The sequence below is a fragment of the Bremerella alba genome (genome assembly GCF_013618625.1).
Classification (GTDB): domain Bacteria; phylum Planctomycetota; class Planctomycetia; order Pirellulales; family Pirellulaceae; genus Bremerella; species Bremerella alba.
Genome location: NZ_JABRWO010000009.1, coordinates 265,359 through 282,707 on the forward strand (window position 1 = coordinate 265,359; position 17,349 = coordinate 282,707).

A 17,349-nucleotide genomic window follows, 5' to 3' on the forward strand; every position below is an offset into this window, starting at 1 on the left:
CAGGCGTCTTGTATTTCGCACTGTGTTTGTAGGACACCGTGACGCGGCAACCTTCGATATGACTTAGGTTTAGGGGCCGGTAGCTCCTTAACCTCTGATTTCCATTGCGTGGAAACTCAAGATTTTATAACTGGCAGGGCGAAATCGCAACCCCCAATGGCAGAATCACGCCGCCCGGGGCCGTGCGGCGCTGCCATCTGCCGACATCCTATAATACGGTTATTCTCCTGAATTCCCAGGACAACGTCCCCACAGCACGCGAAAATGCTGTGCCAGTAACCACTTGCGTTACTCCGCGGCCTCCGCCGTTACCGCCATCACGACCGGGGCTGTATTATCGTTTCCCTTGACTAGCTCGATCGACTCAACAGGCTTCCGTTGGCTGGGGCGGACGGCCAAATAGCGGATCTGTCGGCCACTAAGATCGAACGCGAATTTCGACTCGGGTACATCGACCCGGCAAATATAGTCCGCAATATGGACTCCATTTTTTAGTGGATGGTCTTCGGTCGTGCCGTCTTCAAAGCGGAAACGGACGATCATCGAGGTCGATCCCTGTTTCCCATAAGGGGAAGCCCAGCCGGCGACGCCCCCCAAAATGTGCACCGCTGACAACGGCATATTGCACGGAATCGATACCGACTTGGGCATCTTCGGAGGCAAATAACCGCTCGGGCCGTACAGCAGCACGGCGTTTGGCCGGGAGGTTCCCTGGGGATCGATCAGCTGAAACGGCACGCCGTCGACGCTCTTCGGCTGCCAATCGGCGAAGACTAAAGTCTCGGCCGGGGCGTTCTTAGAGACAAACATCCCTTCTGTGCTGACCGCCGAGGCAACCTTTTCCAGCGGCAAGGGGACAAACTTGCCGCGATTGGTGAGGAAGGCCAGCAGGTCTTCTAGTTCCTTCGGCTTGATCTGCTTCTCGAAACCAACCGGCATTAGCGACTGCGGTGTGCCGAGAAGTTCGTCGATATCTTCGCGGAGGATCGACTGCTGTTTTCCTTCGGCGTCTACTAGTTCAATAGCCGTACGGCTTTCCGAGGCAAGCAGGCCACTCATCACGCGTCCGTCCATCGTGGCGACCATGTAGGTGCGATAGTTCGACTCGACGCTGCGATTGGGATCGAGGATTTCGGTCAGCAGTTGCGACTTCGGATGCACGGCCATCCCGGTCAGGTCAGGGCCGATCTTCGAGCCTTCGCCGCTGTGCATATGGCACTTCGAGCATTCGCGTTTGAAGACCAGCTTGCCGGCGGCGGCGTCCCCCTGGGCTTCGGTGGCTGCCCATAGCTGCTCTATAACCTTCTGGCGGTCTGCGTTGGGCAATGCGCCACCGCGAGCAAATATCTCTTCGGCTTTCTTGCGTAGCTGCTTCTCGGGATGCTGCGAAAGGGCTTGACGCTGGTCGAGTGCCAATTCGTTCAGTTGGATAGAACCTTTATCCATCGAAGCCAACAGGTCGGCCGTCCAGGCCGGGCGGCTTAACAGCACGCCGATGGCTTCCTTCCGACCGGTTGGCGTTAAACTGGGGAGCGTTTCCAAAACGTACTTGCCCAGGCCATCGTTCTCGCTTGCTCTCAGGCTATTAAGCAGTGCCGTGGTGACATCGGCCGAGGTTTGCGGGCCGATGGAAGCCAGCAGTTTGGCTTCGACCGGCGGGGCCATCTTCACGTTCAACGCGACGATCTCTCGAGCGAGTCGCTGCACGTCTTTGGCGCTGAGATCGCCTGATTCGATTTGCTCTAGAGCATTCTCAACCAATTCTTGCAGTTGCGAAGCCAACTTCGTGCTGCCCCAGTTGACGGCCATACGAATCAGTTGACCGCGCGACGAAGCGGGAAGCGTCTCGATCAGGCGGGTAAGCGAATTGTCGACGGCGTCGGTGATCTGCGGCTTCTTGTCTTGCGGCCAACCTTTGGCTAGGCCGGTAACAATGGCCTCGGCAACTTGCGGCTGGGCGTTCTCGATGGCTGGCAGCAGTTCGGCAATCGTATCAACCGGACCACCGCGTGAGTAATGCTCGGTCACAATTGCCACTAGGTCCAACACCTTGTTGTCGATGTTATTAGACTTGGCAACCGCTTTCAGGAAGCTGCCGCCTTGGTTGGCGGCTGCGGAGGTCGCTGCGTCGGGGATCCAGCGATCGTTGGCGTTGTGTGGCTGGGTAATCATGGCCAAAATATCGACCGCTGCCGCGTCACTCGCCGGAAGATCGGCTAAAGCGAGTAGCGTCATCAGGCGAACTTGGGGATCGGCATCGTTCAGCACGCCACTTTTCAAAATCGCGGTCGTGCTTTCAGGAGCATGCGGCAGCACCTGAACCGCATTGCGGCGAACGCCCGGGGCTGGATGCACAAGTGCGATGTAGGCGGCTTGAGTCGCGGTGCCATTGGGGTCTTCCAGAACGCCTAAGCCGTGCAAGGTCCACAGGGCGTGAATCGCTCCGACGTTCAGACCGATACTGTCCGTCGAGTCGTCTTGCAGCAATTGAATCAACGCCGGAATGACATCGGTCTGGCCACGCTCGACCAGGGTCTGCTGAGCATGACGACGCCATAGCAGGTTATCGCTTTTCAGGGTGGCGACGATCTTTTCCGGGGACGCTTCATCGAGGTTCAAGTGCCAGTCTTTGTCGGCTTTGGCGCCTTCTCCGGTGTAGACAATGCGGTAGATCCGTCCGTGCAGCTTGTCACGCAGTGCGGTTTCATACGCGGCACCCTTGCCAGTTTTGAAGCCGTGCGGCGTGGGGTTGTGCTGGACAATGTAGTTGTACCAGTCGAGAACCCACACGTTGCCGTCGGGACCGACTTCCGATTGGATGGGGGCCGTCCATTCGTCGTCGGAGGCCACCAGGTTGAAGGGGCTGGTCGAGTGAAAGCCGCTTCCGTCGCGCGAGATGACGAACGCCCCGGTGAGGTGCCCGGTAGGGCCATTCACGAAGGCCACGCGATTCCAAAATGCTTCCGGATAGTTGCGGGCCGTATAAAGCGAATGCCCGGCACCGGCCGTGTACCCGCCGTGATGATCAACCTGTCGCACCTTGTCGGTGACGGGATCGAACTTGTGCGAATCGGCCATTGAATCGAGTACAAGGCGAGCCGTCCAGCCGCGAACCTGTTCGTAATAGCGGTTTGGGATCGGCATGTAAACGCTGGGGCAGTGGTTGGCGGTGGAACCGAAGATGATCCCTTCTTCGCTCATGCCCAGGCCCCATGTGTTGTTGTTGGTCGAGCGGATGAACTCTAACTCGCTGCCGTCGGGCTTGAAGCGGAAGAAGCCGTTACGGAAGCCAGGTTGCTCTTCGCCGTCGACCACCACGTGCGAATCGTTGTAGCCTTGCATGCCCCAGATCCAGTTATCGTGGCCGTACTGAAAGTTGCTCACGCCGCCGTGGGTGTCTCGCATGTTCCAGCCGCTGAACATCACCTGCTTCTCGTCGGCTACATCGTCGTCGTCGGTATCCTTAAGCCACAGAGTCTCGGAACCATTCTGCACGATTACGCCACCATTATGGAAAGCAATCGAAGTCGGAATGCTCAGGCCGTCAGCGAAGGTGGTGACCTTGTCTGCTTGCAGGTCGCCGTCGGTATCTTCGCAAACCACTACCCGATCGCGGCCTGGTCCTGGGCTGTGTAGCTCGTTGGGATAGTCGAGCGTCATGCACATCCAAAGTCGCCCTCGTGCATCCCAGGTCATGGCGATTGGCTTGCCGCCGTCGAAGATCTCTTCCGACGCGAACAGCTTCGCTTCAAACCCTTCCGGCAGCACCAGGTGCTTTTCGGATTCTTCCGGTGGCAGCGGCTTCTGCATCAAGTTGAGCGGTTTGGCTTGGGTGCCCCAGTTTTCGCCGGCAGTGTAGTTGGGGATTTGGGCTCCCATGTCGACATAATCAAACGGTTTGATATCGGTGTTAGGTTGCTGAGCTAGGGGGACATTCATCGGGCGATCGAAGGCCGTGACCAGACCTTCCTTTTGCGGCGGGAAATTGGGGGCCACGCTCGGATCTTGTTTGACGGCCCAGCGAACACCGCGTTCGACCAAATTAACGAAGCCGGGGTTGGTGAACGTGCGAGCGTCATGACCCCACGCCGTATAGAAGACGCGTCCTTGGCCTTGCTGGCGAATCCAGGTCCACGGTTCTAGCTGTTGATCGCCCATGCGGTAGGTCAGCACGGTGCGGTTTTCTTCGTTGTGTTTGGTATGCACGTAGGTCTCGTCCCAGCTTTCAAATCCCTGGAAACCTTGCATGATCGGGTGCGATGCTTCGGCGAGTTTCGTACGGAAGGTCCCGGTGCCGTGGCTCTTGAACTGAGCACCTACGAGCGCGATGTACTTGGGCGAGTTGAGAAAGCAGTAAGAAGCACAGTGCAGCGGGATAAGTGCGTGCCCTTGTTCGACGTAATCGAGGATTGCCGATTCGCTGGCCGGATCGATCTGCTCGATGTTTGCGTAGATCATCAGCCCGTCGTACTTCGCCAGCGTTTCTGGGTTGATATGAGCCAGCGAATCGGTGTACTTCAGATCAATGCCCCGGGCTTCTAATGCCGGCTGCAACTCGACGAATCGCTTGGCCGGTTGATGATGCCCGTTGTCACCTAAAAAGAGGATCGAAATGCGATCCTGAGGAGCTTCCGGCTCGGCGGCGGGAAGTTGTCCTACGCCTGTCAGCAGTATGAACAGACTTGCGGCGAAAGAGGCAAAGCAATAGCTGCGGATGTCGCGTAGCATGGGGCTATCGATGGGCTGAAGGAATACGGTGTCGGATAAGGTTCGAGTCGAAATTCGTGCCAAGGAAAAAGGGGGGTAAGCCTCGGTGAAAATTAAGTTTTTCGACTTATTCCAATATAGTGACGATTCGCAATCCGTCTTCCTAAATAAGTCCCGTCAATTGTAGGTATTTTGCAGGGATTTCGCGCAGTGGGGACGAATGGCTCCCTATTCAAGCTCTGCGCGATCGTTCATACTTGCCGATTCGGTTCGAGATTTACCTCGCCGCGAAGAAACCCTTCGCTTTCCTACAACCTGAACAACGAGAATCATGACTGAACGAACCGCTGATCGACCCGAGATGTCGATCCAGTCAACCGTATTGCCGTGTGATGTTTTTTCCACCAGCGAGGCCCTCTCTCGCCACGTCGCGAAAATTGTCGCTGCGATCATTCGCGAACGACAAGCTCAAAAAGCGACCGCTGTGCTTGGGCTTCCAACCGGTTCTACGCCCATGGGCGTCTACCGAGAACTGGTTCGCATGCACCAGGATGAAGGATTGGATCTATCCAATGTCGTGACCTTCAATCTGGACGAATACTACGGCCTGAAGCCCGACCAACTGCAAAGTTACCATCGGACGATGCACGAGGTTTTCTTTCAGCATGTGAATATTCCATCGGAGAATATTCACATCCCGGACGGAACCATTCCGCTCGATCAAGTCGATGCGTATTGCGATGACTACGAAAACAAGATTCGCGAGGCTGGCGGGATCGACCTGATGCTGCTGGGCATCGGCTCTAACGGCCACATTGGCTTTAACGAGCCGTTCAGTATCCGCAACAGCCGGATGCGTCTTTGTACGCTCGACCCGATCACGCGTCGTAGCGCGGCATCGGATTTCTTTCAGGAAGACAACGTCCCGCACCAGGCCATTACGATGGGCATCGGGACCATCTTGGAAGCCCGCAAGATCTTGCTCTTGGCCCTGGGGCAAGGCAAGTCGTCGATCATTTGCGAGACGCTGCAAGGTCCGATTACCAACCGCGTGCCGGCAACCATCTTGCAAGAGCATCGCGATACGTCGGTCTTCATCGATACGGCAGCAGCCAGCAAGCTAACCGCCGTGGCCGAGCCGTGGACCGAAGGAGAGGTTGAGTGGGACCAGACGATGATCAAGCGAGCCATGCTATGGCTCTGCGAAAAGACAGGCAAAGCACTGTTGAAGCTGGCCGATGACGATTTCCGCCAATACAACCTGCATCAGCTTCTGCGTCATCACGGCCCCGCGCCGAGCCTGGCTCACCGTGTGTTCCGCTGGATGATGGATACCATCGAGTATCATCCCGCAGGCAAAGAAAAGAAGAAGGCCATCTGCTTCAGTCCTCACCCGGACGATGACGTGATCAGCATGGGCGGCACGCTCATTCGCCTGGTCGACGATGGCCACGAGGCCCACGTCGCTTACATGACTAGCGGTAACATCGCGGTTTTCGACCACGATGCCCAGCGTTTCGCCGACTTCGTCACGCAGTACAACCGCCTGTTTGGTATCGAAGAAAAGAAATCGGCCGAGGTCGAAAAGCAGGTCGTCGACTCGTTGAAGTCGAAACCACCTGGCGAGCCGGATGTCGAGACGGTGCTCAGCATTAAAGGCCTGATCCGTCGCAGCGAAGCCATTGCCGGAGCCTTGAAAGCTGGCTGCGAGGAAGAGAACCTGCACTTCTTGGATCTGCCGTTTTATCGAACCGGTAAGGTCGCTAAGAACCCGCTCGGTGCGGACGATGTGCAGATCGTCAAGCAGTTGATCCTGGAGGTTCAGCCAGACCAGGTTTACATTGCCGGCGATCTTTCTGACCCGCACGGAACGCACCGTGTTTGTGCGATGGCGATCTTCAATGCCCTGTTGGAAATCGAAGCCGAAACCGGCAGCCGGCCTGAGGCCTTGCTGTATCGTGGTGCCTGGCAAGAGTACCCGCTGCACGAGATCGAGATTTGCGTGCCGCTATCGCCCAACGACATGTTCAAGAAGCGGCAAGCGATCTTCATGCACGAGAGCCAGAAGGATAGTGCTCTGTTCCCCGGAACCGACCCACGTGAATTCTGGGAACGAGCCGAAGACCGCAACACAGGCACCGCCGATTCCTACAACAAGATCGGCCTGCCAGAATACTTCGCCATGGAAGCGTTCGTTCGCTGGAACGGGCAGCCCCTGTAAAAAGAGAACGGGCTGCTTGCTTGCCATCCGATCACGATCTAGTCTACATCGGGTCGCCCAGCGACTTGTAAGCGATAACGATACCGGCTGCTTGGGAAAAAGCCCCTGGCAGCCTTCTTTTTTACACGCCCAAGTCGGGGAACGTGCGCTCGATTTCGCTCTTGGAATAGATAAAACTTTCTTGGGTGATCACCCCAATTACGGTAATCGCGCCAATGACAGCCATCAGGATCATGGCCAGCATAATGGCGTACTCGACCGAAGTAGGCCCGTCCTCGGCACGTAGAAAATGGAGAATCTTAGGCAGCATGGCACCGTTCCTTAAGGAAGGACCGACGAAAAAGGTAACGTGTTAGTCCATGCCCACGAAATGTGTAGTCCGCTGGCCGGGATTCACGGCAATGAGTCACGTGAAACGTACCTCACAATTGGTAGTAAGCAAAAAAAATTGCCTGGTGTTGCGCAATACAGGAGTTGACATCTGTACAGCATGAGGCTAGGCTCTATTTCCGACATCACCTTTCCACGCTGGAAAGGGAGAGACGCACGACGGATCAGGATCCCCGAACATGGCAAGTTCGCAGTCGGCCACCGACTCCCTTACCAAACGTCAGAAGGACGTCTTTTTCTTTATCCGCGAGAAAATCCAAAATCGCGGCTATGGCCCCACGGTGCGGGAAATCGGGCAAGAGTTCGAGATAAGCTCGCCCAACGGCGTCGTCTGCCACCTGAAAGCCCTGGAACGCAAAGGGCTGATCTCCCGCGAAAAGAACATGTCGCGGGCCATCCAACTGCGGGCCGAGGTTGAGGAAGAAGTCGGCTTGCCGTTTGTCGGGCGAATTGCTGCCGGCGTGCTGCACGAGGCCATCGGCCAGGACGAAAGGGTCGATTTCGGCACGATGTTTAACCGCCGCGACCACTTCGTACTGGAAGTCACCGGCGATTCGATGATCGAAGCCCACATCGACGAAGGGGACTATGTGGTCGTCAAACAGCAGGAAACGGCCCGCCCCGGCGAGATTGTCGTGGCTGAAACCGACGAAGGGGAAGCAACCCTCAAATATTGGTACCCCGAAAAGAACCGCATCCGCCTGCAACCAGCCAACAGCAGCATGGATCCCATCTACGTCAAAGATGCCAAGGTCCGCGGCATAGTCATCGGCGTGGTCCGCAAGTTTTAAGCATACCTGATCCGTTGTTGCCTTGCGCAACTTGTTTGCCGAAGGCAGAGGGTGAGGGCATCCTTTCGCTTGTTTTCATATGAACCTGGTTCGCTAGATAACGTGTCCGCTTATGGGAACATGCTGGCAACAGGAACGAAGCAATGCCGATTCTTCTCAGAAACTACCTTTGCGCGAGTGAAGTGCTTTCATTTGAGGTGGATGCTCAATTACTTTGCGACGTGTTTATTCCAGCTAGGACCATCGGTTTGTACTGTCGCCTTGCCAAACAATTGCTGGGGCTGACTGTCTTTGGATCGGATTTTTATTTTTGGTGGGACGATGCTTGGCATGCCGTGTCATCTGAGTTTTCCATTTGCCACCACATAGAAAATAATCAGTTCCGACGCTTAGTGGTGATTGGTCAGAATGATCTTCAAGTCGATATCCGCTATACGGTTCAGCAGCCAGTATCAACGCCGTTTTACTCGGAAGATGAAGAAGACGTTGACTTCGGCCTGTGGCTCAAAAACGTGCTGACTTCCGAATAACGGAAGGCCACGATTTTAGGAATATGGCCCCACGGATTTTCTGAATGAGCGCCGGTAAGGCCCCGCGTGTCGCGGGTCGGAAAACCGGTACCCGCTTCGTGACCCGCGACACGCGGGCCCTACGCGCCTTAAGCTGTTTTTTCGCTGGCGGTCGCTTGGTTCAGCTTGTTGTAAAGCGTCTTCAAGCTGATACCCAGCTCTTCGGCTGCTTGGGGTTTGCTTCCGTCGTGGCGATCTAGCGCCTCGTGGATGGCCTGCATTTCGAGTTCACGCAGGGACAAAGGACCGCTGACCGCTCGCAGTTCCGGGGGACCACCGCTGTGCGATTGTTCGCTAAAGCGGCGCGGCAAATGCGGTGGCTGAATCGGTAGTTCTTCGCACAAAATCGTGGCGTGTTCGACGACGTTGGCCAGTTCTCGCACGTTGCCTGGCCACGAGTGTGACTTAAGCGCGTGAATCGTTTCTGTCGCGAAGACGGTGTGCGTCATCGGGATGGTGGGCCAGAACCGGCGGCTGATATGCTCGGCCAACATCGGGATGTCTTCGGTCCGCTCGCGCAGCGGCGGCAGTTGAATCTCGAAGGTGTTGATGCGGAACATCAGGTCTTCACGGAACTCACTATCGCGGACCATATCCTCGATGTGTCGGTGGGTCGCGCTGATGATGCGGACGTCGACCTTGATCGAGCTGTTTTCACCGACGCGGCGGATCTCGCCGGTTTCCAGCACTCGCAATAGTTTGGCTTGTAGCGACTTGGGAAGCTCGCCAATCTCGTCGAGGAATAACGAACCACCATGAGCCACTTCAAACAGACCGATGCGTGTTTCTTCAGCCCCGGTGAACGCCCCTTTGCGATGCCCGAACAGTTCGCTTTCAATCAGATTCTCTGGCAATGCGCCGCAGTTCACCGCAACGAACGGTTGGGAGTGACGCAGGCTCTGATCGTGAATCGCTTTGGCGACAAGCTCCTTGCCGGTGCCGGTCTCGCCGCGAATGAGCACGGCTGAGTTCGACGGAGCGACCTTGGCGATCATTTTGTTGACCAGTTCCATCGCACCCGAATCGCCGATCAGTTTCGACTTGCCTTCGATGCGATCTAGCCGGCTGGTGAGGGCCTTGATGCGGCGATCTTGCTCGCGTTTTTTGGCCACGCCTTCGAGGAGTGTTTTCAATTCCATCAAGCGGCACGGCTTGGTCAGGTAAGCGAAGACCTTGAACTCGACCGCGGCGATCGCGCTTTCGGTCGACGATTTGCCGGTCAGTATGATCGCTTCGGTATCGGGCTTGGTTTCTTTCGCCTTCTTGATGACATCAATACCCCCTTTGCCAGGCATATCGAGATCGACCAGAAGGCAATCGAAGTCTTCCATTTCCAGAGCGGCAATCGCGGTGACCCCGTCCGGGCAAACCGTAACCGTATGGCCGAGACGCGGCAATTCGAGCCCCATCAGCTTCTGAAGCGACTTCTCGTCGTCGGCAAATAAAATCTTCAGCGACTCAGGCTGCTTGGTGTCTTCGCTCATTTCGCTTACTTGCTTCCCTGCATGGCAGCGTAAAACTAAATTCACTTCCGAGGTCTGGCCCTTCGCTCCACGCATCGAACTGACCGCCATGGTCACTCACGATGCGATACGAAATCGATAGGCCCAGGCCTGTCCCTTGGCCATCCCGGCGTCGGGTAAAAAATGGTTCAAACAAGTGACGTCGAACTTCCTCGGTCATGCCGCAACCGTCATCTTTGACGTTCACATTGACCTGTCCGCGTTCTTCGCTCACCCTGACCAGCACGTGTCCGCCGGGATCAATACTATCCAAGGCGTTGGTAATCAGGTTGAGCACGACTTGTTTGATTTCGGGTCCGTTCACCGGTGCTAGGGCGACCTGGTCGTCCTCGAAAATCAAGTTCTTTTCGCGATACTTGCCCAAGTGGCGGACCATGTCGATGACGCCTTGAACGAGTTCTCGCACATCGGTTTCCGTTTTCTCGACGTCTCCTAGACGCGAGAAGTCGAGCAGACGTTCCGTGATTTCTTTACAGCGGAAGGCCTCCTCTTCGATCATACCCAAGTAGGTCTGAAATACTGTTACGTCAGCACCACGGTAATGGGTCGTTTCGCCATCCGGATCGGTTTCGCCTTCGCTGATGCGCGAGCGGAGCGACTCGGCACAGAACGCGATCGATGCCAGCGGATTGTTGATTTCATGAGCCACACCGGCCGCTAAAAAGCCGACACTGGCTAACTGTTCGCTACGGACGACCTGCTTAGTGCGGTCTTGGACCTGTTCGTTCAGGTTGCTTTCGATGGCCTGAAAGCGGTGCGTCATCGCGTTCATTGCATCGGCTAGAATGGCCAGTTCCGCATGACCTTCCAATTGAATCCGGTGATCGAAATCGCCGTTGGCAACCCGCCGCGAGCCATCCATCAGGATCTTCAACGGACTGAATAGCCATCGCCAGCAGGCATAGGCAGCCGAGATGATCGCGCAGACGGTCAGCGAAATTACCATGACCGAGGCTGTAATCCACAGCCGGTACTGGCCACGAACTTCATCTTTAAGCTGCTGCATGTCCTCGATCAAAAAGGACGGCAGCTTTTTAGACAGCACGTGCAGGTGGTCGATCTCGTTGATCAGCTCGTCATTTTTGATGTCATTGAGATACCAGTCCGCGTCCTGGTATTGGGCGTCCAGCTTTTGAATCGAGCCGTGGATTTCGCCGATCGAGTCGCGTTCGTCCGAGTCATCGCCGATATCGCTATCGCCGGCACCACTGCGGTTAAGTTGGTCTTCGTAGCGACGCAGTGCTTCCTGAACCGAAAGGAACTTAGCTCGGAACTCTTCGCGGAGCAGGGGAGGGTCGGTTACCGAATCGTGGAAACCGAATCGCTTGGAATTACGGGCCTGATTCAGCGTGTGCCGTAGTTCGGTAACGGCCAGCGAAAAGTCGATCGCAAGTGGTAACTCGACCGAGCGAGCGCTGATGTCCCTGGCAACCTGTCGATACGAAAGACCGCCGGTGAGGGTCACGATGAACAGCGCAAGCACCAGCGCCAGCAAGAGACCGCTGCCGATGATCAATTTGTGTTTGAGTGGGCGTCGGTTGAGCACCGCGACCTCCTTGTCGCAGAAGCATCAGAGACCGGCCAATAATCGGGGCCGGTTGATCCATTACGCAGCCCAATGGTGTTTGGTGCGCGGGAGTGAGTCTATCAAGTGATTTGCAATATTTACAAGACCGATGTTAAGGAATTCGAGCAGGAAGTTGGCGTGGGCTCGAAAAAAGAAATCGCTAGCGGGATAGCTGTTACTGAAAGCGAAGGGTGGCCAGAGATTTATTTCTGGCCACCTTTTTGATGGTGAGCGTTTGGAGACGTGGGGAAACCCTCATCCTAGCCCTCTCCCTGGCGAGGGAGAGGGGACCGGAAAAAGCAATTGCGGCACTATGCCTAAAGCGTTACGCCTAAGCATCGATCGATCGGCGTGCTTTAGATGACGCTGAGTGGGCCGGTTGAGTCGCCGAAGTCAGGGTCTTGGATGCCCATCTTGTCCATCATCGAAACGAACAGGTTGGCCATCGGCGTACGCTGCTTGGCATCGAGCTGCACGTGGCGATTGGTTTCCAGAGAGCCACCACCTTTACCGGCCAGGATGATTGGCAGGTTATCGTGACGATGGCGATTGCCATCGGACAAACCGCTGCCGTAAACGATCATCGAGTTGTCCAGCACCGAGGCACCAGACGGATCTTTCAGCGTTTTGAGCTTCTCTAAGAAGTAGGAGAACTGGGTGACGTAGAAGAGATCGATCTTGGCGATCTTGTCCTTCATCTCCTGGTTTTCTCGATGGTGAGACAAGCTGTGATGGCCTTCGGAAACACCAATATCGCGGAAGTTGCGATTGCTGCCGTCGTGGGCGAGCATGAACGAGGCAACACGCGTCGAGTCGGTCTGGAACGAGAGGGCGAGCAGATCGAACATCATCCGAATGTGATCGGCATAGTCCTTTGGAATTCCGCTGGGGGCATCCATCTCGGTTTCAGGAAGATCGCGGAACTTCTCGGCGTTTTGAATCCGCTGTTCAATCTCGCGAACACCGGTCAGGTATTCGTCCATCTTTCGCACGTCGTTGCGGCCAAGCTGCTTCGACATCGATTTTGTTTCGCCCATCACGAAGTCGAGCACCGAACGTCGTTCGGTCATGCGCTGGTCGAAGTTGCGTTGTCGCTCGTCGCCGCTACCGCGACCAAACAGTCGCTCGAAGACCAGACGTGGATTCGATTCGGCAGCCATGGGCGTGTTGGCACCGCGCCACGAGAGGTTGAACTGGTAGGCACACGAATAGCCAGAGTCGCACGAGCCAGATTTGCGTGCCCCATCGCACGAAAGTTCCAGCGACGGCAAGCGGGTTTCGTTGCCGAGGTGCCTGGCCATTTCCTGGTCGATGGAGATGCCCAGTTCGATGTCGGAACCCGCGGTCTTCTTGGGGCGTGCTCCTGTGAGATAGGTGGCGTGTGCTCGGGCATGGTCGCCGGCACCATCGCCGTTGGCAAACCCATGTTCGTGAGCCAGACCGCTAACAATCTGGAACTCGCCACGCATTTTCTCCAGCGGCTTCATGGTCTCGTTGAGTTTATAGTCCTTGCCGGCTCCCTCTGGGAACCATTTGCCAACATGCACCCCGTTGGGCACATACAGGAAGGCCGATCGCAAAGGGTCGCCGGCCGCGGTGGTTGCCGTTTGGCTGGCAGCCTGGGCGGTGGCCGGGATCAGGCTTTCCATGGCAGGCAAAGCAACTGCCAGGCCGAGTCCCTTGAGGAAATGGCGGCGGGTAGGTTGCATTTTCATGGCATCAATTCCTTTGTTGCGCTGTAAGCTGGCTGGATCAATTGGCGGAGGACAACAAGTTGCCATCGCCACGACGCTTCTGGAAAGGGGCGCTGTCGACAAGGGTATGGATCATGCGACGCAGTTTGCCGTCGTTGGCAAGCATGTCGTCCACGATGATGTCTACGGTGGGGGTGTCGTAATACTCTAAACCCCGCCCTAACGCGTAGGTGAGCATCTTTTCGGTCAAGCAGCGATAAAAATCTACTTTTCGCTCGTTGGCCAGGATCTGCGAAAGTTCCTGAACATCGTTGAACTTTTCGCCGGTGATCAACTTGCCGGCAGTCTCGATCGGCTGGCCATCGTCTTCGTTTTGGAACTGGCCGATATATGTGAACTTCTCGAGCGAAAAACCCAGTGGATCCATCCGAGCATGGCATGACTTGCACAAAGCTTCGCTCCGGTGAAGCTCCATTTGTTCGCGCATGGTCAGTTTCTTCCCACGCTTGCGAACTTCTTCCAAAGCTGGAATATCAGGCGGTGCCGGAGGAGCCGGCGTGCCGAGGATGTTATCGAGGATGAACAGCCCACGTTTAACCGGGGAAGTTCGCGTTGGGTTGGAGGTGACCACCAGGAAGGTACCCTGCGTCAGGATGCCACCTCGCTTGCTGTCCTTAGGCAAATCAACCTTCTTCATAGTGCGTTTGTCGAGATCTTTGATTCCTTCTAAACCATAGAACTTCGCCAACGGCTCGTTGAGAAAGGTATAGTTCGCGGTCAGCAGTTCGCCGACCGGGCGATCTTCTTTGAGCACGTACTCGAACAGCATTTCCGTTTCTTCCCGCATGGCGCGGCGGACGGTCTTGCTGAACACGCGAAGCGAATCGCCAAGGTCACGAATGCCCAACGCACGGCGAGCGTCGATGCTCAGCGATTCGACGTCTTGGGCTTGCAGCCACTGTCCGACGAAACGCCCGATGAAACGCTCGGACTTGGGGTCGTCGAGCATCCGATCGACCTGAGCGTGCAGGTTTTCTCGCAGCTTTCCTTCGGCGGCCAACTTGCTAAGTTCATCGTCCGGCAGCGAACTCCACAGGAAGTAGGAGAGACGCGAAGCCAGCGCGTACTCGTCGACGTTCACAATCTTGCCAGGGTTGTTCGGTTCAGGCTGAATTTCTGCCCGGAACAGGAACTGCGGCGAGATCAACATGGCAGCAATGGCCTGGGCAACACCATGCTCGAACGTCCGGTTTGGCAACGAGCTGATGTGCTGCTGAATGCCTACCAAACGGTTGAGGGTGTCTTCGGAAACCGGTCGGCGGAAGGCCTTCGAGCTGAAACGTTTTAGGATCTTTCGGGCATACGCTTCCCGTTCCTTCTCTCCTTCCGGCGGTGGTCCGTCGAAGAAGATGCGTTTGTATTTAGAGTCGTGCTTGCCGTTGGTCGGAACGACTTCTCGGACGATCTCTTGGGCGGCATCAAAGTATTTCTCGGTCATCAGCGGCGACATCGAAAGAACATCACCGATCGTGTCGAAACCATAACCGGTGTCGTCCGGTGGAAAGTTTTCGTCGACCTTGTAGCGGTAGCCGAAGAGGTCTTCGATCGTATAGCGGTACTCGTCCCGGTTCATCCGACGGATCGTCACGCGACCGGGGTCGGGACGGTTGGCGTCGAGCCGAAAGACGCTCGATTGAATCCACTTTCCGACCAGTTCGCTTTCTTCCGGAGAAGGTTGGTCTTCTGCAGAAGGCGGCATGGTTTGGGCCCGCAAATTTCGCCAAACAGCCAGCCAAGTCTCTTGAGAGGCTTGGGGGTTCTCGTGCAGCGTATCGAGAACAACGCCACCTTCCTCGGCACCATATCCATGGCAGCCATAGCAGTAGTTCTCTAAGACCGGTTGAACCTGGGAGAAGTCTACGGTGGGCTGTTTCGTCTCATCGGCCATGCTATCGTTGATAGCAGCGGTAAGAACGAGGATCGCAATTATCGTTAATCGGTACATCAGATTTATTCAGGCAGGAACGAAGCAGGCACAGCGCTCAAAGCTAGACGGCCAGAAGATCCGGTCGTTTAAATTATGCTTGAGGCGGGAAACTTCGCTGGGTTGTCTCGAACACGGCCCTGCAAATGGAGGGGGTTGTGACCGCGCACTAAGGAAGGCTTCAATTAGTAATCGTAGGGAGGGATGTCTCAGAAGTAAAGATTTATTCCGGGGCATCAGCAATTACCCCAAAGGGTGGTCAGGTTAAAGGGAATGGGTTTTTTGCGGCATATGTTGGACAATGTGCGACGGTGAATGATTTTGCATGGTTTTCTTATGGAAAAAATTATCTCGCTTGACAGTAATAGGTGACCGTGTCCGCCATTGAATTTCGTCAACTTGAGAAACGCTTTTCGCCGGGCTCGGTTGTCCTTTCTGTCGATTCGCTTGATATCGGGGCTGGACAATTTGTATCCCTTGTCGGACCTTCAGGTTGTGGCAAGTCGACCCTATTGCGATTGGTCGCCAATTTGGACCAGCCAACAAGCGGCGACCTGAGGTTAACCGACGCCGCTGCCAGCGAGCGAGCCTTCGTGTTTCAAGACGCGAACCTTATCCCCTGGAGGACGGCCTCGGAGAACATTCAGTTACCATTGGAACTCCGTCGGCGGCTGACGCCTGAGGATCGAAGTGCCATTGATGCCGTGATTGGCATGGTCGGTTTGCGAGCGGAAGATTCTCGGAAATTTCCGAGAATGCTTTCCGGCGGGATGCGAATGCGGGTATCGCTGGCCCGGGCTTTGGTCACCCAGCCGAATATCTTGCTCATGGATGAACCCTTTGCCGCGCTCGACGATCTGCTTCGCAATCAACTCAACGAACAAATTCTGGACCTCTGGCAGCGACAAAAATGGACAGCTTTGTTCGTGACGCATAACGTCGCTGAGGCTGTCTTCTTAAGCCAGCGGATCTTGGTTATGCATGCTCAGCCGGGTCGGATTGTGGCCGATATGCCGGTACCATTCGACTATCCCCGCCACGGCCAACTACGCAGCGATCCGGACTTCGCACGGTTTTGTGGCGAAGTCATGGGTAAACTCGCAGGAGTGGCTGCGGTATGAGCGAAGACCGTTTCAGTTGGCGAACTATCGTGCTGCCGTTGTTGGTGTTGGTGCTGACGATTGGCCTGTGGCAAGGGCTGATTTTGGTCAGCGGGCTCGAGCCGTACATCTTGCCGGGGCCTTGGGATGTCGGCAAAACGATGTGGCTGCGCGGCGGCTCACTGTTTTTGTATTCGTTGCGTACGGGGTTGGTTGCGATCAGTGGGTTTCTCATTTCGGTGCTCTTGGGCGTGAGTGTGTCGTTGCTGTTTTCGCAATCTGCGATCATTCGCCAAAGCGGGTACCCTTACGCGATCTTCTTTCAGACGGTGCCGATCGTCGCCGTCGCGCCGCTGGTGATCGCCATCTTTGGGTATGGCGTGTTGAGTGTGATCGTGGTGACGACAATGATCAGCTTGTTTCCCATCATCACCAGCACGACCACCGGGCTGATTACCGTCGATCGGGGGCTGCTGGATCTGTTTCGTTTGAACAACGCCACGCGGTGGCAGGTACTGTGGAAGCTGCAATTTCCGGGGGCGATTCGCTATCTGTTGACCGGCATGAAAACGAGCGCCGGACTGGCCGTGGTCGGGGCGATCGTGGGGGAGTTCTTCGCAGGACATTCGAGTGGGCATCAAGGGCTGGGTTACTTTATTCTCGTATCGCAAAATCAAATTAACACGACGAGCCTGTTCGCCGGGACGATTTGCAGTACGCTGTTGGGTGTCGTCGTTTTTGCCACGATTTCACTGCTGAGCCGTTTGCTGCTGCGGCGGTGGGTAGGGGAGGGATCACCGTGA

At 55.9% G+C, this 17,349-nt stretch carries 11 protein-coding genes; 5 read left to right on the plus strand and 6 right to left on the minus strand.

Features of this window, described 5'->3' with window-relative positions:
• Nucleotides 1-288: 288 nt before the first annotated feature.
• On the minus strand, nt 289-4,728 hold the full coding sequence (locus tag HOV93_RS16705; RefSeq protein ID WP_207397666.1) for a PVC-type heme-binding CxxCH protein: 4,440 nt from the start codon (nt 4,726-4,728) through the stop codon (nt 289-291).
• Nucleotides 4,729-5,038: 310 nt separating this feature from the next.
• On the opposite strand from HOV93_RS16705, the gene nagB reads away from it, so the two are divergent.
• Nucleotides 5,039-6,928, plus strand: a complete 1,890-nt coding sequence (gene nagB / locus HOV93_RS16710; RefSeq protein WP_207397667.1) for a glucosamine-6-phosphate deaminase — start codon at nt 5,039-5,041, stop codon at nt 6,926-6,928.
• Between the two features lie 121 nt (nt 6,929-7,049).
• Here nagB and HOV93_RS25905 read toward each other — a convergent pair whose 3' ends face one another.
• A complete protein-coding gene (locus HOV93_RS25905) occupies nt 7,050-7,238 on the minus strand; it encodes a Flp family type IVb pilin (protein WP_235990510.1) in 189 nt (62 codons plus the stop codon).
• 259 nt (nt 7,239-7,497) lie between these two features.
• Between HOV93_RS25905 and lexA the strand changes: the two genes are divergently transcribed.
• Nucleotides 7,498-8,109, plus strand: coding sequence for a transcriptional repressor LexA (lexA, locus tag HOV93_RS16720; protein WP_207397668.1), 612 nt, complete (start codon nt 7,498-7,500; stop codon nt 8,107-8,109).
• Between the two features lie 143 nt (nt 8,110-8,252).
• Nucleotides 8,253-8,639: a hypothetical protein gene (locus HOV93_RS16725; protein ID WP_207397669.1), complete on the plus strand. Its 387-nt coding sequence runs from the start codon at nt 8,253-8,255 to the stop codon at nt 8,637-8,639.
• A gap of 128 nt (nt 8,640-8,767) precedes the next feature.
• On the opposite strand, the gene HOV93_RS16730 is transcribed toward HOV93_RS16725, so the two are convergent.
• The 4 genes from HOV93_RS16730 to HOV93_RS16745 all read right to left on the minus strand — a co-directional run bounded on the left by HOV93_RS16730 (nt 8,768) and on the right by HOV93_RS16745 (nt 15,410).
• Entirely contained in the window at nt 8,768-10,132 is a 1,365-nt protein-coding gene (locus HOV93_RS16730; RefSeq protein WP_207397755.1) for a sigma-54-dependent transcriptional regulator, read from the minus strand.
• Nucleotides 10,133-10,136: 4 nt separating this feature from the next.
• The gene (locus tag HOV93_RS26460) at nt 10,137-11,747 is read right to left on the minus strand and encodes a sensor histidine kinase (protein ID WP_207397670.1); all 1,611 of its coding nucleotides are present in this window, start codon (nt 11,745-11,747) and stop codon (nt 10,137-10,139) included.
• Between the two features lie 377 nt (nt 11,748-12,124).
• Complete coding sequence (locus tag HOV93_RS16740) at nt 12,125-13,483, minus strand: DUF1552 domain-containing protein (protein WP_235990512.1); 1,359 nt, start codon at nt 13,481-13,483, stop codon at nt 12,125-12,127.
• 37 nt (nt 13,484-13,520) lie between these two features.
• The gene (locus HOV93_RS16745) at nt 13,521-15,410 is read right to left on the minus strand and encodes a DUF1592 domain-containing protein (RefSeq protein ID WP_207397671.1); all 1,890 of its coding nucleotides are present in this window, start codon (nt 15,408-15,410) and stop codon (nt 13,521-13,523) included.
• A 410-nt stretch (nt 15,411-15,820) separates the two neighbouring features.
• Here HOV93_RS16745 and HOV93_RS16750 point away from each other — a divergent pair, with 410 nt between their 5' ends.
• Together HOV93_RS16750 and HOV93_RS16755 are read left to right on the plus strand one after the other, a co-directional pair.
• Nucleotides 15,821-16,567, plus strand: coding sequence for an ABC transporter ATP-binding protein (locus HOV93_RS16750; RefSeq protein ID WP_315853426.1), 747 nt, complete (start codon nt 15,821-15,823; stop codon nt 16,565-16,567).
• Nucleotides 16,564-17,349 (plus strand): ABC transporter permease, encoded by a 786-nt coding sequence (locus tag HOV93_RS16755; protein WP_207397672.1) that lies wholly within the window; start codon nt 16,564-16,566, stop codon nt 17,347-17,349. Before HOV93_RS16750 ends, HOV93_RS16755 begins: the two co-directional genes overlap by 4 nt.